Annotated in this window: 16 protein-coding genes; 9 read left to right on the top strand and 7 right to left on the bottom strand. The window is 64.5% G+C overall.

Features of this window, described 5'->3' with window-relative positions:
- Positions 1 to 94: 94 nt before the first annotated feature.
- From IG75_RS0107400 to IG75_RS0107390, 3 genes are read left to right on the top strand one after another with little or no spacing between them, the layout of a single operon-like run.
- Positions 95 to 1,414 carry an MFS transporter gene (locus tag IG75_RS0107400; RefSeq protein ID WP_063834093.1) on the top strand — a complete coding sequence of 440 codons (1,320 nt, stop codon included), beginning with the start codon at positions 95 to 97 and terminating at the stop codon, positions 1,412 to 1,414.
- Entirely contained in the window at positions 1,411 to 2,187 is a 777-nt protein-coding gene (locus IG75_RS0107395; protein WP_030520409.1) for a D-glutamate cyclase family protein, read from the top strand. Before IG75_RS0107400 ends, IG75_RS0107395 begins: the two co-directional genes overlap by 4 nt.
- Entirely contained in the window at positions 2,184 to 3,611 is a 1,428-nt protein-coding gene (locus tag IG75_RS0107390) for an aspartate ammonia-lyase (protein ID WP_030520408.1), read from the top strand. The genes IG75_RS0107395 and IG75_RS0107390 overlap by 4 nt, the downstream gene beginning before the upstream one ends.
- Positions 3,612 to 3,692: 81 nt before the next feature.
- On the opposite strand, the gene IG75_RS0107385 is transcribed toward IG75_RS0107390, so the two are convergent.
- A complete protein-coding gene (locus IG75_RS0107385) occupies positions 3,693 to 4,160 on the bottom strand; it encodes a hypothetical protein (RefSeq protein WP_030520407.1) in 468 nt (155 codons plus the stop codon).
- A gap of 373 nt (positions 4,161 to 4,533) precedes the next feature.
- Positions 4,534 to 5,880 carry an MFS transporter gene (locus IG75_RS0107380; RefSeq protein ID WP_081876671.1) on the bottom strand — a complete coding sequence of 449 codons (1,347 nt, stop codon included), beginning with the start codon at positions 5,878 to 5,880 and terminating at the stop codon, positions 4,534 to 4,536.
- Between the two features lie 792 nt (positions 5,881 to 6,672).
- Between IG75_RS0107380 and IG75_RS0107375 the strand changes: the two genes are divergently transcribed.
- Both IG75_RS0107375 and IG75_RS0107370 read left to right on the top strand, forming a co-directional pair.
- Positions 6,673 to 7,572 carry an NAD(P)-dependent oxidoreductase gene (locus IG75_RS0107375; RefSeq protein WP_245713055.1) on the top strand — a complete coding sequence of 300 codons (900 nt, stop codon included), beginning with the start codon at positions 6,673 to 6,675 and terminating at the stop codon, positions 7,570 to 7,572.
- Positions 7,569 to 8,861: an MmgE/PrpD family protein gene (locus IG75_RS0107370; RefSeq protein ID WP_051714303.1), complete on the top strand. Its 1,293-nt coding sequence runs from the start codon at positions 7,569 to 7,571 to the stop codon at positions 8,859 to 8,861. The genes IG75_RS0107375 and IG75_RS0107370 overlap by 4 nt, the downstream gene beginning before the upstream one ends.
- A 34-nt stretch (positions 8,862 to 8,895) precedes the next feature.
- Here IG75_RS0107370 and IG75_RS0107365 read toward each other — a convergent pair whose 3' ends face one another.
- Positions 8,896 to 9,699 (bottom strand): SDR family NAD(P)-dependent oxidoreductase, encoded by an 804-nt coding sequence (locus tag IG75_RS0107365; RefSeq protein WP_051714302.1) that lies wholly within the window; start codon positions 9,697 to 9,699, stop codon positions 8,896 to 8,898.
- Positions 9,700 to 10,032: 333 nt separating this feature from the next.
- Between IG75_RS0107365 and IG75_RS0107360 the strand changes: the two genes are divergently transcribed.
- The 3 genes from IG75_RS0107360 to IG75_RS38130 all read left to right on the top strand — a co-directional run bounded on the left by IG75_RS0107360 (position 10,033) and on the right by IG75_RS38130 (position 12,035).
- Positions 10,033 to 10,719, top strand: coding sequence for an isochorismatase family protein (locus tag IG75_RS0107360; RefSeq protein WP_030520402.1), 687 nt, complete (start codon positions 10,033 to 10,035; stop codon positions 10,717 to 10,719).
- A gap of 152 nt (positions 10,720 to 10,871) precedes the next feature.
- Entirely contained in the window at positions 10,872 to 11,246 is a 375-nt protein-coding gene (locus IG75_RS0107355) for a substrate-binding domain-containing protein (RefSeq protein WP_030520401.1), read from the top strand.
- 264 nt (positions 11,247 to 11,510) lie between these two features.
- The gene (locus IG75_RS38130) at positions 11,511 to 12,035 is read left to right on the top strand and encodes an ATP-binding cassette domain-containing protein (RefSeq protein WP_081876670.1); all 525 of its coding nucleotides are present in this window, start codon (positions 11,511 to 11,513) and stop codon (positions 12,033 to 12,035) included.
- Here the strand turns inward: IG75_RS38130 and IG75_RS37220 are convergent.
- Complete coding sequence (locus IG75_RS37220; protein ID WP_051714301.1) at positions 12,026 to 12,505, bottom strand: hypothetical protein; 480 nt, start codon at positions 12,503 to 12,505, stop codon at positions 12,026 to 12,028. The two genes, IG75_RS38130 and IG75_RS37220, sit on opposite strands and share 10 nt — an antisense overlap.
- Before the next feature lie 913 nt (positions 12,506 to 13,418).
- Positions 13,419 to 14,195, bottom strand: a complete 777-nt coding sequence (locus tag IG75_RS0107340) for a methyltransferase domain-containing protein (protein WP_030520398.1) — start codon at positions 14,193 to 14,195, stop codon at positions 13,419 to 13,421.
- Between the two features lie 185 nt (positions 14,196 to 14,380).
- Here IG75_RS0107340 and IG75_RS0107335 point away from each other — a divergent pair, with 185 nt between their 5' ends.
- A complete protein-coding gene (locus tag IG75_RS0107335; protein WP_156058695.1) occupies positions 14,381 to 16,957 on the top strand; it encodes an ATP-binding protein in 2,577 nt (858 codons plus the stop codon).
- Positions 16,958 to 17,329: 372 nt separating this feature from the next.
- On the opposite strand, the gene IG75_RS0107330 is transcribed toward IG75_RS0107335, so the two are convergent.
- On the bottom strand, positions 17,330 to 18,139 hold the full coding sequence (locus IG75_RS0107330) for a FadR/GntR family transcriptional regulator (RefSeq protein WP_081876669.1): 810 nt from the start codon (positions 18,137 to 18,139) through the stop codon (positions 17,330 to 17,332).
- A gap of 130 nt (positions 18,140 to 18,269) precedes the next feature.
- Positions 18,270 to 19,001 (bottom strand): FadR/GntR family transcriptional regulator, encoded by a 732-nt coding sequence (locus tag IG75_RS0107325; RefSeq protein ID WP_030520395.1) that lies wholly within the window; start codon positions 18,999 to 19,001, stop codon positions 18,270 to 18,272.
- Positions 19,002 to 19,073 lie beyond the last annotated feature (72 nt).

Genomic DNA, 19,073 nt, shown 5'->3' with positions numbered 1-19,073 from the left:
GCTCGGGAGCCTCACCGTGAGGCGATACACATTCGAAAACCTTCGGACCGATGGGCCGCTTGCCAGCTCCGCCCGCGATCACCTCGGAGTCTCCATGACCACAATACCCACGTCCTCCCGTATCGACGGTGACCACCCACCCGCGCCCCGGCGCATGCAACCGCGCCGGGCCGCGATCGCCGCCGCGGCCGGTACCGCCGTCGAGTACTACGAATTCGGCGTCTACGGCTACCTCGCCGTGATCATCGGTCCACTGTTCTTCCCCAGCGACAATCCGACCGCATCGCTGCTCGCGACGCTCGCTGTGTTCGGCAGCGCCTTCGTCATGCGCCCGCTCGGCGGGATCGTGCTGGGCCGGCTCGGCGACCGTATCGGCCGGAAACCGGTCCTGATCACCACGGTGGTGGGCATGGGGACCGCGACGGCTGTCGTCGGCCTGCTCCCGACGGCCGGGAGCATCGGCTTGCTGGCGCCGCTGGCGCTGCTGCTGGTCCGGCTCGCACAGGGGTTCTTCGCCGGCGGGGAAGTCACCGGATCGGCCACCTATCTGTCCGAGGCCGCGCCGCGGGGCCGGCGCGGATTCTTCGGCGCCTTCACCCCGGTCGGGGTGGCCCTCGGCGGCGGGGCCGCCGCCCTGGTGGCCGGGCTGACGACCACCTTGCTCGACGACGAGCAACTCCGGGACTTCGGGTGGCGGATACCCTTCCTCCTGGCACTGCCGCTCATCGCGATCACCCTCGCCGCGCGCAGCAAGCTCGAGGACTCCCACGCGTTCATCGACGAGACAACCAAGGACGCGCCGGCGAAATCGCCGCTGCGGGAGGTGCTGACCGAGCACACCGCGGCCGTGTTCAAGGTCATCGTGCTGTCGATCGGCTCGAACACCGGCTACTGGGTCGGGCTGATCTTCATGAACATCTATCTCACCACCTATCTCGGGTACCCGAAGTCGAACACGTTCTGGATCATGGGTGGTATCAGCCTGTTCGTCGCCACCCTGATGCCGATCTTCGGAGGCCTGTCGGATCGGTTCGGGCGCAAGCGGATCATTACCATCGGCTTCCTCGGCTACGCGATCCTCGTGCTGCCCACCATGATCCTCATGGATCGCGGCAGTTTCGCGCTCGCCGTCGGCGCGATGGTGGTGCTCGCACTGCCGATGCCGATCGTGCAGTCGGTGACCTACCCGACCTATGCCGAACAGTTCCCCACCCGCGTGCGATATACCGGCCTGTCGTTCGCGTTCAATATCGGCACCATCGTCGGTGGTGGACTGACGCCGTATCTCGCGACCTGGTTGATCTCGAAAACGGACAATCTGCTGGCGCCGGGCTTCCTGCTGATGATCGCGGTGGTCGCCGCGTTGCTCACCCTCCGCACTGTCCGCGAGTCGTCCCGGGCGGAACTCCGATGACCACACCGGCTCATCCGCGTGAACTGCGCGACCGGATCGCGCGCGGTGAGTGGACCACCCCGACGGCCGGCATCCTCGACGACTACCAGCAGGCCAATCTGGTCGTGGTCCCGGAATCGGCCGCGGCGGGTTTTCGCGCGTACTGCGCGGCCAATCCGGAGGTGTGCCCGCTGCTGGCGGCCACGGACCCGGGTGAGCCGCTCCTCACCTACGACGACTGCACGGTGGACATCCGTACCGCGCTGCCGCGCTACCGGGTGTGGTACGACGGTGTGCTCGTCGCCGAACCCGGCGACATCCTGGACCATTGGCGAGACGACGCGGTGGCGTTCGCGCTCGGTTGCAGCCATACGTTCGACGCACCGCTGCGCCGTATCGGAGTGCCGGTGCCGCGGTCGGCTCCGCCGGTGTACGTGACCGACCGGGCCACCACCGCGGCGGGGATGTTCGGCGGGCCGCTGGTGGTGAGCATGCGGCCGGTGCCCGAGTCGCTGGTCGACGCCGCCGCGGCGCTGACCGCCCGGTACCCCACCGGGCACGGCGCGCCGGTTCAGATCGGCAACGCGCCGGGGCTGGGTATCGCCGATCTGAGCGCACCCGACTTCGGAGTGTTCGCCGGCGTCCCCGCGGGCTGTCTGCCCGTGTTCTGGGCCTGTGGTGTGACGCCGCAGCTGGCGTTGCCCACGCTCGGTCTCGAATACGCGATCACACATTGCGCCGGCCATATGCTCGTACTGGATACGGTGCTCGACGACACCCGGAGTGCGCCGTGACCGGTGACCCCACCGCCCACCGCACCGAGCACGACCTACTCGGTGATCGGGACGTCCCGGTCGACGCCTACTTCGGCATCCACACCGCGCGGGCACTGGAGAACTTCCCGATCACCGGGGTTCCCATCGCCCGGCATCCGGATCTCGTCGTGGCGCTCGCCGCGGTCAAATCCGCTGCCGCACAGGCCAACAACGATCTCGGATCGCTGAACGACGAGCGAACCCGGGCGATCGTCACCGCGTGCGAGGACATCCGTGGGGGCGAGTTGCACGAGCATTTCGTCGTCGACGTGATCCAGGGCGGCGCCGGGACGTCGACGAATATGAATGCCAACGAGGTGATCGCCAACCGCGGTCTCGAGATTCTCGGGTACCCGCGGGGAGCGTACGCCCGGCTGCATCCGCTCGAGCACGTCAATCTCGGGCAGAGCACGAACGACGTGTATCCCACGGCGGTCAAGATCGCGGTGATCAGCGCGTTGCGTGGGTTGCGGGAGGCGCTGGCCCGGCTGCTCGCCGCCTTCGCGGCCAAGGCCGTCGAGTTCGCCGATCATCTCAAGATGGGCCGCACCCAGTTACAAGAGGCGGTCCCGATGACCCTGGGCCAGGAATTCGGTACTTACGCGGTCATGGTGGGCGAGGACATCGCGCGGCTCGCCGAGGCGGCGGATCTGGCGCGCGAGATCAATCTCGGCGGCACCGCGATCGGTACCGGGATCAACTCGCCGCGCGACTATCCCGCGCTGGCGTGCGCGCATCTCCGGTCGGTGACCGGTCTGGACCTGGTGACCGCGGCGGATCTCGTCGAGTCGACGCAGGACACCGGAGTTTTCGTGCAGATCTCGGCGATCGTCAAGCGCACCGCGGTCAAACTGTCCAAGGTGTGCAACGATCTGCGACTCCTCTCGTCCGGTCCTCGATCGGGTTTCGGCGAGATCCGCCTCCCCGCGGTCCAGGCCGGGTCGTCGATCATGCCGGGCAAGGTCAATCCGGTGATCCCGGAAGTGGTCAATCAGGTGGCCTACGAGATCGTGGGCAACGATGTGACGATCACGATGGCGGGGGAGTCCGGGCAGCTCCAGCTCAACGCTTTCGAACCGGTGATCGCGCACAAGCTGCTCGAATCGGTCACCCATCTCACCACGGCGGTCGAGACCCTCACCGCCCGCTGTGTCCGGGGCATCACCGCGGATGCCGACCGGATGCGGTCCACCGTGGAGCGCTCGGTCGGCCTGGTCACCGCCCTGAACCCGCATATCGGATACGAGGCCGCGACGGCGCTCGCGGCGCGGGCGCTCACTTCGGATTCGACGATCCCCGAACTGGCCGTCGACGCCGGACTGCTCACCCCGGACGAGATCGGCCGCATCCTCGCACCGGACAACCTGGTTCGTCGCACGCAGGGCGAGGCAGGTGTGCCGTGACCGGCCGGTATCCGGCCGTGGGAAGTGCCGGTGTTTCGCGGCGGGGCCGGTCGACGATCGGTCCGGTGACATCGCCATCGGTTACCGCCTCGTCGATTGGCGTGCCGCGGTGAGCTGCCGCAGCGCTGCTGCGACCACTGTGGTGCGCGAAGGGAGCATCCTCGCGCTGACCGGCGGCGAGACCCAATACCATCCGATCGGCTGGTCGGTCATGGGTAGCCACACCCGCTGTCCGGACTCCAGAATCCGGACGCCGGCATCTTCGAGTGCTGCGGGACCGGTCCTGCGCACCCTGTTGCCCGCTGCCGGGCCGACCAGAAAGACCCATTGGCGGTCGGTCCGCCGATAACTGATGATCGGCAGCGTGGTGATCGGGTCGTTCTCCTCGACGACCTGCCGCACCCGGGCACCGATACCGGCGGGCATGGCTACCGCCCCGAGCGACCTGGACGCGATCAACGCCACCCGCTGGTACGAGCACGACACGTCGAACCCCATACCGCGATATAGGTGGGCGATCTCCTGCTGACTGTGGCAGCTCTCGAACATTACGGTTTCCTCCGCTCGGATACTGCGGCCCCAGCCCCGAGCCAGGACTCGGGCTGCGGCTCGTGCCGCTCTGCGCTTTCCGGTGCGGGCAACGGGCAGGCGGTTCGCAGGCCGGCCGAACCAGCAGCTCCGGCACTGCGGTCTCGCTGGTCGGCGGCTCGTGCAATATCGTGCGCAACGAGGCCGAGTGGTCGATCATGATGATTCCGATCCATGAGTCGAACGGCCACGACAGTCGGCGCGCTGTGGTGTGGGAATCGCCGGGGCGGCACCCGACTGTGCCGGGGCCGCCCGACGCCTCCGCGAAGGGAGCTGCCGATTATGCGGTGATGCGTATCCGTCGACCGCGAGAATCCGCTCGCTCCCGGGTCGTCTACCGGCTTTTCGCCACAATGGATTCTTGAACAGTAATCTCCGAAGAATCACTCTCCGACGCGATATCGTCCCGGTATGATTCGCGAGCAAAATAAATAGCGATAAAGGAGATGATACTGACGATCACTATGTAGACCGAAAGCGGCCAGCTGGATCCGGACCAGGCGAAGAGCGCTGCCGCTACGAACGGCACCGGGCCGCTCCAGATCATCGAGCCAACTTGGTATCCGATCGCTGACCCGCTGAATCGAAGTCGGGTTTCGAAAAGCTCCGAGATGAAACTCGCCATCGGTGCGTACGCGGTCGAATGTACGATGGAAACCGCAATGATCATCGAAATTGTCGCTGCCACAATATTTCCGGTGTCGATCAACCAGAAGATGGGAAAAGCGGCAAGTGCGGCCATCGAACACCCGGCCAGCAACACCGGCCGCCGTCCGTACCGGTCGGCGAGGATTGCCGCCACCGGCAGCGTCGCGATCTGAAACAATGCCGCGATCATGATTGCGACCAGCATCGATCCCCTGGTCAAGCCGTCTATGCCGGCGCCGTAACTCAAAGCGAAAACGGTGGCCATGTAGAAGACCACGCTGTTGACCGCCATGGCCAGGATCGCGGTAACGGTCGGAACCTTCGCGGTACGCAGCACTTCGGCCGCCGGGAACCTCGACTCCTGCCGCTTGTCGCGCACCGCTTGGAACGCCGGTGACTCGGTGACCCGCAGCCTGATGTACAGGCCTACCAGCAGCAGTATCGCACTGGAGAGGAAGGGAATCCGCCAGCCCCAGCTCAGCATTGCCTGCTCGGGGAGGAGCTGGACGAAGTAGAACGCGGTGGTCGCGAGGACGAGGCCTGCCGGGACCCCGCACAGCGGCCAGCTGCCGTAGAACGCCCGCTTGCCCGCGGGGGAATGTTCCACGGCCATGAGGACCGCACCGCTCCATTCGCCGCCGATGGCCAGGCCCTGGAGCATACGAGTGACAACCAGCAGGATCGGCGCCCAGATCCCGATTTGCGCGTAGGTCGGCAGCGCTCCTACCACCGCTGTTCCGCCGCCCATCAGTACGAGGCTGACCACCAGCATGGTCTTACGTCCGAGACGATCACCGAAGTGCCCGAATACCGCGCCACCCAGCGGCCGCACCACGAAGGCGACGCCGAACGCCGCGAAGGAGGCGAGCGTACCCGCGAATGGATCCAGATCCGGAAAGAACAGTTTGTTGAAGACCAGCGCGGAGGCTGTCCCGAAGATGAACATGTCGAAGAATTCGATCAGTGTCCCGATGAAACTCGCGAAGGCGACCTTCGGGACCGACACGCTCTGAAGTGGATCCTGAGTGGCCATATCGGCGCTCTCCTTGCCCTGTGACTGCCACCACAACCTGGTGGCGTACGGCAACAGTAGGTTATTAGACAAGTATGTACAAGGTCCAACTTTTAACCAGAGGTGTTAGGCGGGGGTCATCGACTGCGTGCTGGTACCGACCGAGGGGCTGCTCTGTGGGTTCGGCGCGGCATATCGAGGTACCGCTACTCGCGAGCCGCCACCGGTGGGCTTGCCCCCTCGGCTCGGTGGGCCGGTCGACCGGGAAGGGATCGCTACCCACTGGTAAAAGTCCTACAAATGACATACTGTCTATCGAGCTACCCTATAGTCGATCATGGGCGACCGGCGTTATCGCCCGGAGGCGGAAGGACGACGTGACGACGACGATTCCTGCGCGAGACAGTCACGTGCGCACCGGCGGGCCGCCGGGGGCATCGACGCCGATTACGTCATCCGCCTCGCGGCAAAGCGCCGGCCCGGCCATATGAGAGCCCGTCCGCCGAGGCGGGGCCCGCGACGATGCGACGAACGAGGCGGACCAGACCGGCGGTGTGCTCCGCTGCACGGACATGGCTGCAGCGATCGACGCCGACGAGTCACCGACGAGACGTGGATCCTGTTGTCGGTGCCAATTCTGCCCACCCGCCAGGTGTCCGACGGCGGATGCTGTGCGGCGCCGCCGGGACACCTTTCGGTGCCGCGACCGAGGAACGCAAGCATATGACCAGAACACCTCCGATGGAGTCGAACAATGAGGCATATCTACGACATCTCCGACCTTCCGATTCTGCAGAATCGAGGTGTCGGCCGATGATGCGCGATCTCGGATTCATCGGAGTGGGTGCCATGGCCACCCCGATGGTGCGGCGATTCATCGAACGCGGGTGGACAGCTCACCTGGTCGATCCCGTCCGGGAACGAACCGCGGAGTTCGTCGACCACCCCCAGGTCGTGATTCACGAGGATGTCGCAGCGCTGGTAGACGCGACGGCCTATATCCTGCTCAGCTTGCCGACCCCGCACGCACTGTCCGAGGTCAGCGCACGCCTTGCCTCGGTGAACACCCGGTCTCCGGTGATCGTGATCAACACATCGACCACCGGAATGGCCGCAACGCGCGAGGCCGCAGAACGCTTGGCCGCAGCCGGCCTCGCTTTCGTCGATGCACCCGTAAGTGGAGGAGTCGTGGGCGCGCGCGAAGGCTCGCTCACCGTCCTGGTATCCGGAGCCGATGAACCTGTGCAGGCATGTCGGCCGGTGTTCGAGGTCATCGGCAGGCAGGTGCTACGGATCGGTTCCGAGGTGGGTCAGGCGCAGGCGATGAAAGTTGCCAATAATGTTCTGTCGCTCGGCGCGCTCGCCGCCACCGCGGAAGCCACCGCGCTGACCCGCAGGGCCGGGATTCCGATGGACATCGCAATCAGCGCGCTCGACGCCGGTTCCGGCCGCAACTCTGCCACGTCGGTGAAGTTCCCCCGCCATATTCTGAGCGGAAAGTTCGATTTCGGGTTTCCTGCCGAAGGGGCGCTCAAAGACGTATCACTGTTCACCGCGCTCGCCGCGGAACTGGGCGTCGCGACACCTCTGGCGCAGGCAGTCGTCGACTGCTGGCGCTTTGCCGTCGAACGCGGATACGGAGCAGAGGATTGCACTCGTATTGTCACGATGTACGAGCGTATGGCCGGGTTGTACCAAGAGGGCGAGCAGTGACACGGGCAAGGCGCGCAGACACCGGCGAACAACTGTGGCACGAGATCCGCGACACCGCGGAATCGGCCGACCATGTGTCCCTGCTGCGTGCGGCGGGATGTCTGGGGGTCGGACTCGCCGATATGGCCGGGTCCGCCCGAGAGGCGGTACATCGTAAGACCGCCGGCGCACTCGCCGCGGCGCCCGGCGCGTGCACTGTCGCCGGCATGGACAAGAGGGCCTATCTCACAGCCGCTGCCACGGCCAACGCTTATCTGATGCATGCCCGGCTGACCGACGACTCTTTCCTGGTGGCCGCCCATCCCGGGCTGGCCGTTATCCCGGCGGCGCTGGCCGCCGCCGAACATGCCTTGCACGCCGGATCGGCGCCGATCGACGGTGAGCATCTGCTCCGAGCGATTGTCGGCGGCTATGAATGTGCCTGCCTTGTCGCCGAAAGGCTGTTGCCGGAGGTTTCCCGCCGAGGGTGGCGGGTGACCGCAGTAATCGCTCCGCTTGCTGCCGCAGCCACAGTGGCGCTGGTCCTGCGACTGACCGACGAGGTCGCCTACTCGGCTCTGGGATTGGCATCGGCCGGTACCGGCGGTCCGCTCGGCGTGGTGTCGACCGAGGGTGACGGTTGGCGGCTGCAACCCGCATTGGCCGTCCAGGCCGGCGTGACCGCCGCGCTGGCCGCGGCCGCAGGTCTGCGTGCGGCTGCCGATACGTTGACGGCCGAGCACGGTTTTTACAGTCTGTTCGCCGGCCCACCCGGATCCGAGGAACGACATTCGACTCAACCGCCTGCCATTCATCGGGTGACGTTCAAGCGGTACCCGGTCGCGATGTTCGGCCAATCCATCTTCGACGCCATCCGGACCCTGCCTTCGATTGCCGGCGTCGCCGACCGTATTGCCATCGATGTGGCACCGTTCGCCGCGGAGTACGGAAACCAGCAAGGCGGTGTGACGACATCGATAGCCAGTGTCGAGGGCATCACAGTCGCGGCCCTGGAGCGGTTTCTTCCCGGACTGGAGATCGGGTCCGGAACTCACCGAGTGCCCATCCGGGTAGCAGGCGATCCGCTATTGCCGGACCTGGCCACCCGCATCGAGCTCACCCTGATCGACGGGCGGCGGTTCTCGGTGACCGGTGATGGAGACACCAGTGGATGGCGCACAGGCGATTTCGCTGGTCACTGCCGCGATATGCTCGGCGCAGAAGGGGGACTCCTGTGTGACGCCGCCGCGGCGCTGCTCGAGCCAACCGGGATCGACCGGTTGCTGGAGCTGTGGAAATCAACTCGGTGAAGCCCGGGCGATCCGCTGCGGCGGCGCCGTCGCCTCATCGAGAAGCAGTGGACGGGAGCGCCGAATCGGGAACGGTGACAGCACCTCCGTCGACCACTACAGTCGCGCCGGTTGTGCTCGCCGACAGCTGTGAGGAGAGATAGACTATCGCCGCCGCGATCTCGACCGGATCGACCGGGCGGCCGAGTGGCACTGTGTCGTCGATGCGCTTCCTGGCTGTCTCGGCATCCACCCCGTTCTGTATGCGGGCCCGCTCGACTCGTCCCTCGTAACGGTCGGTGGCCGTTGTTCCCGGAACGACCGTGTTGACCCTGATCCGGCGGCCGACCAGCGCGGCCGCGTAGTGGCGGGTCAGTGCTTCCACCGCCGCGTTGACGGCGCTGACATGCGGCGACAGTGGCCAATACCGCATCGAGGCAATCCCGGAGATGCTGACAATACTGCCACCGTCGCGGAGGTGCTCGAGTGCCGCCTGGATCACCGCTTCGTAGCCGAGCAGCTTCAATTCGAACAGTTCCAACCACGCGTTCCGGTCCGGATGGCCGTGGTCTATCGAGAAGCCGGACGCATTGTTCACCACACCGTCCAACGAACCGAATCGTTCGACCGCGGCCGTGACCGCCTGTCGTCCACCCTCTGCGCTCCGCAGGTCGACCTGCGCGAAATCCACTCGCGAATGTTCGGCGAGCTCGGCCCGTGCCCGATCGATCGACTGCGCGGTCCGCGCCGCGACGAGGACATCGGCGCCTTCCTCCAGCAGCATTCGGGTGGTCGCGAGGCCTATGCCACGAGTACCTCCGGTAACCAAGAAGACCTTACCGTGCAATCCGAGATCCATTGCTCCATGCTCCTGTCGTCATTGCACATGCTCGAATATTCGAGATCGCTCACATCGAGTAATAAGTTGGACATTAGCATAGGTGACTATTTTCGCCTACTACCGTCCCGGCTGGTATTCGGATCCGGGCGATGTACGGGCGTCAAACCCGTGGTTGTCGGTCTGTGCTACCGGGCAGGTGCGCAAGCGTCACTAGTTCTCCGGTGACCCGTTGACGACTGATCTACTGAGGGGATAATGTTGGACAAATAGAATGGGAGATTGGGTGGTGCGAACGGCTCGTCCCTCTCTCCGGTTCGCAGGAAGTCGATTGCACGAGCATGAGGAGCGCAGATGAACTCGGCAACCAAACCTTGGACCGGCGTTGTGCCCGAGGCGGATCTGGCCAGTTTCGGTCGGGAGTTCGCCGAGGAGGACCGTCCGCTCCGGGCCGGAACACGCCCGGCGATCCTCGTCATCGACATGACCCGGGCATTCGTCGATTCGACCTACTCGACCGGCTGGAGCCCCACCGGAATTCCCGCGGTCCATGCCAATGCAAGGCTGCTCGCTGTGGCCCGTCGGGCAGGGTTGCCGATTTTCTTCACCAAGGCGTACGCCGATCCGGACCACCGCCCACTTCCCGCGGAACGTGGTCGGTGGAAATTGAACGCAGCCCCCGAGCCTCTGGCCCCGGGAACGCCACCCGGCGACGTCATCGTCGATGAGATCGCACCGCAGCCGGGCGAGATCGTCATCAACAAGGGCGGCAAGCCGAGTGGGTTCTTCGGAACGCCGCTCGCGTCGCAGCTCGTGCACGCGGGTTGCGATACCACCATCGTCACCGGGATGACGACCAGCGGATGTGTTCGCGCGACGGTGCTCGACGCATTCCAATACAACTTTCACGTGATCGTTCCCCATGAGTGCGCGGCCGATCGGAGCCAGATATCGCATCAGGTGAACCTCTTCGATATGCATATGAAGTACGCCGATGTGGTGGGAGTCGACGACACGATCGAGTACATACAGAGTCTGTGAGAACCGTTGTCTCGTAGGGAGTAGGTCCCTTCGCATCGTCGGCGGACGGATCAGCGGCCCGACGTTCGCCGGGCCGCGATCTGATCCGGGAACGCGTTCCGCAGCGCAAGCTCGGTTGGCAGCGGATCCCGACGGTCGCGCCGAACTGCCTGATGGCCGAGGAAGGTGAGAAGTACGGTCTGGACATCGAACTGGTCGAGTTCAACCGCTACTCCGACATGCGGGTCGCACTGGAGAACGGCTCGATCGACTTCGGGACCGTCGGCCCCGGGGATGTCGCGTTGTCCGCCGACTCCAGGAAGTCGCAACTGGTCGCCCTCGCCGGTGAGGCGACCGGAGCCGATCTCTTGGCCAAACGCGCGGGGTCAGGGCCGCTCAGCTGGAAGGACCTGGCATCGGGCAGCATTCGTTTCGGCAGCTTCGGGGCAGGCATCGCCTGGGTCAAGACGCCTGTGACACTGGACCAGCACGGGTACGACATCGGTGAGACCGGGAAGTCTCCCGAAGAGCTGGGCAAGTCCGAATGACGACCGTTGTGCATCGCAGACGGGCGGACGGCCGGGGCGGCCGAACGATGAGTGCGTCGGCCGCACGGGTGAGTTGGACGGATCGTCGCGCCGGCCGCCTGGCGATCGGACTCGTCGTTCCGGCTGTTCTCGCCCTGATATTGCAGGTTCTGGCCGACCGCGGCCTCCTGCCGGGGACTGTTCCGGCTCCCAGTGTGGTCGCCGAGTCGATGTGGCACTGGGTCGCAGGAGCTCCGGCGCGATCGGCAGATCTGTCGCGGGCCGATGAACGCCGCACTGAGCGAGCCCGCCGTCGAGTTGAGCGCAGTGTCGCAGTCGTTCGACGAGATGGCCGTCCTGGAGGACTTCAGTCTGACGGTGCACAGAGGTGAGTTCGTTTCCCTCGTCGGACCGAGCGGGTGCGGGAAATCCACGATCCTGAATCTCATCGCCGGTTTCGCCCATCCGACGCACGGCACGGTCCGAGCGGGCGGCCGACCGGTCACACACCCCGGCCCCGCGACCGGCGGCGGTGGGCCTACGGTGTTGATCGCATCGTCCAGATCGGGTGCGTGGACCGCCCGGTCATGCGCTTGCGGTAGGCATCTTCGGGGGTTTCCTTCGTTGCGCCGTACTGCCACCACGCCTCCCGGTGCCGATGCGGTCGGGTGGAGGAGGACAGGAAGGTGCTGTTCAGGTGTGCTGTGCCATACCGTGCTCGGCAGGGGTGGTTGTCCGTACGCGAGACGACACCCTACTTTTGGTTCGGCCGGCCGCAATTCCGCGGCATCTATCCGTGTTCATCCGTGATCCCTGATGTCCGGAGGCTGCTGAGTGGCCGTTGCCAGTCCTGGCCATCCGATGCCGGGCCAGGATTTCGGCAGAATAATGGAGCCACGCAGGATCTGGCACACAAGATCGTCGTAGCCCTCGCTGATTTCGGCGAGATGATCCCATGCTCGGTGGCGCTGTACCGGATCGTCGCTGCCGTAGAGCGTCCAGTAAGCGCATGCCCACGCTTCGGCGAAGCGAGCGATCACCCCTCCGACCGATTCCGTGCCACGCGGAGACCCGGGAACCGGGCGTGGCAGCTGCCCGCTGATCCACGCATCGATCGCGCCCACCACCTCACTGATCTGCCCGTGAACGGCATGACCTGTGCGGGGATCGGTAATCCACTCCTGGTACAGGGCTCCGAGCGCACGGGCCCATCTCGCGATTGCGGAGTCGTTGTCGGGGTGGCCCTGTACCGCGCTGAGCAATTGCCCGGCAGACAGCAATGGTGCTTCCGGCCTGCTGGAAGCCCTCGTATGAATCGGAACGTAATGTGTACACACCGGGTTCACCGCTGATCCCGTGATTCGGCTATTCGGCCCTGTTCAGCGAATCCCGTTACAGCTGGTGCCGGATCCTCGAAAGTCACACGGTCCGATTCCATTATGGTTTCCCGCGCAACATGCCCCGGTGGATCGCTCGGGGCGTCGAGGAGACCGGTGACCAGGGCTGCCACACTTCCGAACCCGAATACCTCACTGACGATCTGCAAGTCGTGCAGGGTGAGCGGATTCGCGGTAGTCGCGCGGTTGATGCCGGCGCTGCGTGATCGCGTCATCGGTCGGTGGGTTCTGGTCACAGCGCACTCCCTTTCTTCGGCGATATGTCGACCGGCCATGTGCACCGAGCAGTGGCCCGGTCGTGGGGTGCACGCCGGGTACCCCATTCCGGGGCGGCGTCTGCATCGATGATCATCGGATACCTCCTGAGATCAGTTCCCGTATCTGGTCGCCGAGCCCGAGCGACCGCTGAGTCTCCTGGGTCGGCGACTCGGCGATACGTACGGTGCGAATCAACCGGCCCAGCCTGCGAACGGACTGATGACGAGGCGCTGATTCTGTTCGCCCTGGTTGGTGCCGGACACGGACCGCTCTGGGCTGCTGCGTGGGTTCGGACAGGAAACAGCATCAACCGGTAGGTAGACCTACCGGCATCCGTAGCCGATGCGATCGGCAGCCGGATACCGCGATCGACTACCGTGGCGCGGCCATCGCGGGTGGTGGGGAGGTCGTCGATATCGGTCGGTGAGCGCCTGGAAGGCGATAACTCGCGCAGCGCCGGGGGCGCGGCCCTCGGCGACGAGGCCGTGGACAAATGCCGTTGTATTCGAGTGGAAAGAATCCCGGGGTGAAGTTCCGCTTACGGCATCCTGTGGCCGAGCACAGCGAACATGGTGACAGAAAAATGATAGTCACCACTGGTGATGCCGATCTTCAGTTCCGAGAGCAGAGCCATCCACTCGTCTTCGGTGATCACTCCATCGGCGAGAGCTCGATAGATCACCGGCGCGAACAATATGCGTGCGGTTCTCGGATCGCAGATCATGGCCTCGGATCCGATGCTCGCGATCGAGAACCCGGCTGCGGTGAGCAGACCCCGGAGGAGTCGGCCCGAATAAGGGTTGGGGCCGAGGCTGCGCAGGACGGCCGCCAGGCGAGCGATGGTGCCGGGGTCGCCCGGATGCACGATAGCGGTGGCCCAGTCGCTGTCGACGAGCAGCGCGCGACCGCCCGGCCGCAGAACTCGCCCGATCTCGGCCGTGGCGGTCGCAGGGTGATCGAGATGCTGGTAGACGCGTTCGCAGCGGACTACGTCGAAGAAGCCATCAGGAAACGGCAGATGGTAGGTGTCACCTCGGACGAACCGCGCGCGGGATCCGGCGGCCGCCGCCCGCGAGTTCGCGACATCCACCATGGCGGGATTCGGATCGATACCCATTGCCTCGCCGTCCGGGCCGACTCGGTCAGCGAGTTCCAGCACCTCGGTGCCCGTCCCGGCACCGATATCCAAGGCACGGTCGCCGGAGCCGACCGCCGCGGCCTCATGCCCCCACCGCCGCAATCGTTGGATACCCGGTATCGCTGCTTGGAGGTCGAGGATATCGACCAGCGAGGTCATCGGGTCGTCCGTGTCCACTCCGACGGCGGCAGGATAAACGGGCCTCGCATCCATATGGAATGAGAAGGCCGGATCGAACCTCGCACGGCCGTTCGGCACAACTCCGACTGTAACCCCGAATCGGTCCGGACGGCCCGAAGCCGGAATCGTCTTCGATCACGCTCGGCCTGCTGGGCGGCTACACTATGATTTGTGTCGGCGATGTGCCGAAAGTGGCTCTGAATTCGATGTTGGCGACCGAAGGTTTCGTTGGTCGCGGCCCGGAGCTGGACAGGATAAGCACTTTACTCCTGGGTTCGGCCCGGTTGATCACTCTGGTCGGGTCGGGCGGAATCGGAAAGACCCGACTTGCGACCGAGACTGTCGGTCGAATCCGCAAAGCAAAGCGCATTTCGGTGCACAACGTGCGGCTGGCGCGTCTGTCCAAGGGGTGTGGTAAGGCCGCAGTAGAGGAAGAGGTCGCTGCTGCGGTCGTCGGTGCCGACTTCTCGGATCGATCGGCCTGGGACGCGATAGTCGATACGTTGACCGCGCCCGGCCCGGCCGGAAATCCCGTGCCGACGGTGCTGGTGATGGACAACTGTGAGCATGTGCTCGAAGAAGCCGGTCGCTTCATCGTAGACTTGCTGGAGGCGGTCGCCGGGTTGACAATCGTGGCTACGAGCCGCGAGGCGATCGGGTGGGTCGACGAGCATGTGGTGGTGGTTCCCCCGCTGACCAGGCAACAAGCTCTGGCGCTGTTCCGTATGCGCGCCGAGCTCACCGGCCATTCCGTCGGCGACAGAGAACAGCTCGCGATGGCACGGCTGATCTGTCGTCATGTGCACAATCATCCCCTGTACATACGTTTGGCCGCGGCACGGCTGCTTCGGCAACCGCTGGCGATGATCCTGCACGAATTGAGCGGTGAAGCAGCCGATAAACGCATGCGTTGGTCGCATGGTCCGCGATTGGGTGCGGAGCCGCGGCACCGGGGGGTCCGCGACGTCATCGCCTGGTCATACGATCTCTGTCTGGAAAAGGAACGAATACTTCTGGAACGGATGTCAGTTTTCGCCGCCGGGTACGACACCAATCCTGAAGATGAGACCTGCTCTGCCTGTGATGTCGGTACCGACTTGGAAGCCATTCAGGTGGTCTGTGCCGACGATCTTCCTCCGGAAGACGAGACGCGCGGGGAAGTGATGCCGTCTCTGGCGGCCGAGGAAATCGAAGACCTACTCGAGCGGCTCGTCGACCAGTGCCTGGTGACGCTGCACATTACGCCCACAACAGTGCGGTACTCCCTGCTGGAGAGTATTCGGCTGTTCGCCGAGGAGCAGCTGGCGCTGCGCTCTACTGACGTGGTCGATGAGCCTGCACGATTTGCCCGCCGGCACCGCGTGTACTACCGGGATAAAATTGCTGCAGCGCAGCGTAATTGGTTCAGTCCCATGGAGCAGGAACCACCGGACTGGGGGTACGCGGCGTGGGACAACATCCTCGTCGCAATAGAGACGAGCCGCGTAGCGGGTGAACCCGCGGTCGGTCTGAGAATATGTACGGGTTTGATATCCGTTCGAGCGCCTATCTTCAAAGGCTCGCTCCGAGAATTGCGTACATGGTGTGAACGCGCGCTGCGGGCGACGCGAGCGCAGGCTCGGGAAATGACCGGACTTCAGATAGAGGCAATGGCCCTGGTCGCTTGGGTTGCCCTCTGTCAGGGTGTGCACGAGGACGCCGAGCAGCTTCTCGAGGAATGTGCTGCTGCCTGCCTGCCGGACCCGGAGGCGCGACGGAGCTGGCGTCTGTCTCCGGAAACCGATAGGGGGCTTCCCGCTCCCCTGGAATCGGTGTGGGGAGTGGAGTTGATGACCCGGCACCGCGACCCGATAGCCATCACCGTGTTGGGGCGTGCCCGGGAAAAGTATCGCGCTCTCGGCGATCGCGCCGGTGAGGCGAGGAGTGAACTGGACGAAGCAATGGCCGCGAGCTTTCTCGGGTCCGCTCCGGTCTCCTTGGAGATCACGCGACGCCACCTCGATCGCATCACCGCGTCGGGAGCGCGGTGGGCGAGAACATGGGCCGAGATGGCTTGGGCGATCGCGTTGACCAGGCACGGCGACCCCACCGAGGCGCTTGCTGTCGTGCGGGCAGTCCTGGCGCAGCAGCTGCCCCTACGCGACCAGTGGGGTGCGGCGATGTCGGTGCACATCGTGGAGTGGTCATTGGCGCGGACTCTTGCCGATCTGATCGCAGCCGGAAGCTCGAGCCGGGCCGAACTCGTTGCACGCGCAACCGAGATCGCTCGACTCGCAGGGGGCGCCACAACGTTGAGGAGCAAGCTCAACATCACTATCGACCTCGGTCCCTTCGACGACGAAACCGAGAAAGCGACCGACGTCGCCCGCCGGGTGCTGGGACGCGAAGCATTTGTGGCCGCCGAGAAACAAGGGCGCCTGTTACAACCGGGACTGCACGAGGCGCAGCGACTGGCACTGGGCACTCTCTCCATCGACAAGATGCCGCTGGATCATCCCGCAAGGAAGAACACGCCATCCCATTGGGGCGAGTTGTCTGCGTCCGAAGACCAGGTCGCGATCCTTGCGGCGGCGGGGTGGACGAACTCGGCGATCGCGGCTCGCCGTGGTAATTCCGCCCGGACGGTCGATGCGCACATGGCTGCGATCTTTCGAAAATTGATGATCACCTCACGGCAGGACATCGTCGAACTGGTTCCCGCGGACAAGGTCGATCAGGTTCGGCGGGAGATCGGGAGAAGGCCACGCCGGCCTCGGTAGAGACCATCCGCCCACAGGGGTGTTCGCTGATGGGAGTGACCTGAGTAGGTGATATCGGGGAAGAAAACCTGACTTCGCTGATGTGGGCCCTACACCTAGTCGATGAAGATAGGAAGTGTCGGCAGATAGGTATCGGTCCCATTCAGAAAGGAGTGGTCCACCGCGCGAGAGACCCACGAGAGGATGATCACGACCCCTGCGGCGTACAACGAAGTGAGCCGAGTTCGGGCAACGATGCCCGGTGGGGTTGTGGTGTTCCCGAGTGGATCGTCCGGTGCGATAGGTCCGCACTTTCGGCATCTGTCGGTACGGCGGTTTCGCCCTCACGGACAGATCGAGTGTGGCGCGTGAGTAGGAAGCCCCAACCCCGCTCTATAGGCTTTCGGCGCTGGATGACGATGGTTCGGGCTGCCCGGGCTTCGTGTCGAGCGAAGGCAGCTGGTCGGCCTTGTCGAGGCCGGCGAGATGTACGCGTAAATAGCTCAGATGCTCCACGATGGCCGCTTCGGCGGCGTCTGGGTCCTTCGCGCTGATGGCGTCGACAATGGCCTTGTGGTGCCGAACAGTCGCTCGTCCGACCTCCGGTGAAAGATCCAGATAATGCACGGGTTCGGTCTCGTGGTGGAGAGCGGCGACGAATGAGGCGAGTACACGATTACGGGAAGCCTGCGCGATGAGTGAGTGGAACTTCTCGTCGAGCTTGGGAATGTCGGGATCATCGACAGAAGCGGACTTCTGCTGTTCGACCACTTCGTGCAGTTGTTCGAGTTCTTTCGCTGTGCGGTTGGTGGCTGCCAGTCGTGCTGCCGGGACCTCCAGATACTGTCGGATCTCCGCGACCTCGGAAAATGCGATGCTGCCGAGCTCGAGCAGGTTGTGCAGCGACTCGATAACCACCGTGCCCAGCGAATGATGGTCTACCGAGTTCACGAAGTTGCCACCGCGTGCACCGGGAACTTTGTGGATCAAACCCTGCGTCGTCAGAGATCTCAACGCTTCGCGCAGGGTCGTCCTGCTGACATTGAACTGTTTGGCGAGCGCGGTTTCGGGTGGCAGCATCTCACCGCTGTTCAGCTCGCCGGACAGCACCATCTGGCGGATACGGTCCTCGACCTGCTCGCGGGGGCGGAGTACCTTCTGACCAATTTTCCGCATCGGCCGTGAAGTCTGCGGATCAGACACACGACTCCCGTTCCTTGGCACCATACATCCACGATACCCGGTTATTGTCGAACATTGATCAGGGTGGTCGGTTATGAACGTGAGGTACGCCCGTTCGGCCGGGGTCGAGCGCGGGCTCGGCGTGCAGCGATCAATGCTTTCGATACGTGAGGATGTGTTCGCGCAGGTAGGTCAAGTGCTCGACGATCGCCTCTTCGCCCGCGTCGGGGTCGCGGGTCTTGATCGCACGGAGGATCGACACGTGTTGGCGCACCGTTTCACGACCGACTTCGGGCGAAAGATTCAGGTAATTCACGGGTTCGGTGGCGTTGTGCAGGCTCGAGACGAAAGACGCGAGCACCCGGTTACCGGACGCCCGGGCGATCGAAGTGTGGAACTGACGGTCGAGGTCGGGGATCTCCGGGTCGTCCACGGACGTGGTCTTCTGGCGATGCACGATTTCCGACAGCTCGGTCAGGTCTTTCTCGCTGCGATTGACGGCAGCGAGGCGGACGGACGGCACTTCTAGATTCTGTCGGACCTCGGCCACTTCGTCGAACTCGATGCTCCCGAGAGCCAGGAGATTGTCGACCGCTTCGGTCATAACGGTACCGAGTGAGCGATAGTCGACCGATCGAACGAAATTCCCGCCGCGAGCGCCGGGAACTTTGGCGATGAGGTGCTGGGAGCTGAGTGTCCGCAGGGCTTCGCGCAGGGTCGTTCGGCTGACGTTGAACTGCCGGGCGAGCTCCGTCTCCGGCGGGAGCATCTCCCCGCTCTCGAGTTCGCCGGACATGATCGCTTCCTTGAGGGCCTTCTCGACCTGTTGGCGGGGCTTCAGGACCGCTTGTCCGATCATCTTCTGCTCGACGCCGTTGGTCATTGACCCGCCCTTCGCTAGCCGATGTAAATGTTGGATGTTTGCTCTTGTGCACACGGTATCACGTGGCTATGA

Source organism: Nocardia rhamnosiphila NBRC 108938, assembly GCF_000720425.1.
In the GTDB taxonomy this organism is placed as follows: domain Bacteria; phylum Actinomycetota; class Actinomycetes; order Mycobacteriales; family Mycobacteriaceae; genus Nocardia; species Nocardia rhamnosiphila.
This window is presented reverse-complemented; position numbering and strand designations above follow the sequence as displayed.

Excerpts from the sequence above, each read along its gene's own strand:
- IG75_RS0107365 (WP_051714302.1), bottom strand. The coding sequence starts at position 9,699 with ATGGATCTCGGATTGCACGGTAAGGTCTTCTTGGTTACCGGAGGTACT.
- IG75_RS0107360 (WP_030520402.1), top strand. The coding sequence starts at position 10,033 with ATGAACTCGGCAACCAAACCTTGGACCGGCGTTGTGCCCGAGGCGGAT.
- IG75_RS0107355 (WP_030520401.1), top strand. The coding sequence starts at position 10,872 with ATGGCCGAGGAAGGTGAGAAGTACGGTCTGGACATCGAACTGGTCGAG.
- IG75_RS0107380 (WP_081876671.1), bottom strand. The coding sequence starts at position 5,880 with ATGGCCACTCAGGATCCACTTCAGAGCGTGTCGGTCCCGAAGGTCGCC.
- IG75_RS38130 (WP_081876670.1), top strand. The coding sequence starts at position 11,511 with ATGAACGCCGCACTGAGCGAGCCCGCCGTCGAGTTGAGCGCAGTGTCG.
- IG75_RS0107395 (WP_030520409.1), top strand. The coding sequence starts at position 1,411 with ATGACCACACCGGCTCATCCGCGTGAACTGCGCGACCGGATCGCGCGC.
- IG75_RS0107375 (WP_245713055.1), top strand. The coding sequence starts at position 6,673 with ATGATGCGCGATCTCGGATTCATCGGAGTGGGTGCCATGGCCACCCCG.
- IG75_RS0107400 (WP_063834093.1), top strand. The coding sequence starts at position 95 with ATGACCACAATACCCACGTCCTCCCGTATCGACGGTGACCACCCACCC.
- IG75_RS0107385 (WP_030520407.1), bottom strand. The coding sequence starts at position 4,160 with ATGTTCGAGAGCTGCCACAGTCAGCAGGAGATCGCCCACCTATATCGC.
- IG75_RS0107325 (WP_030520395.1), bottom strand. The coding sequence starts at position 19,001 with ATGACCAACGGCGTCGAGCAGAAGATGATCGGACAAGCGGTCCTGAAG.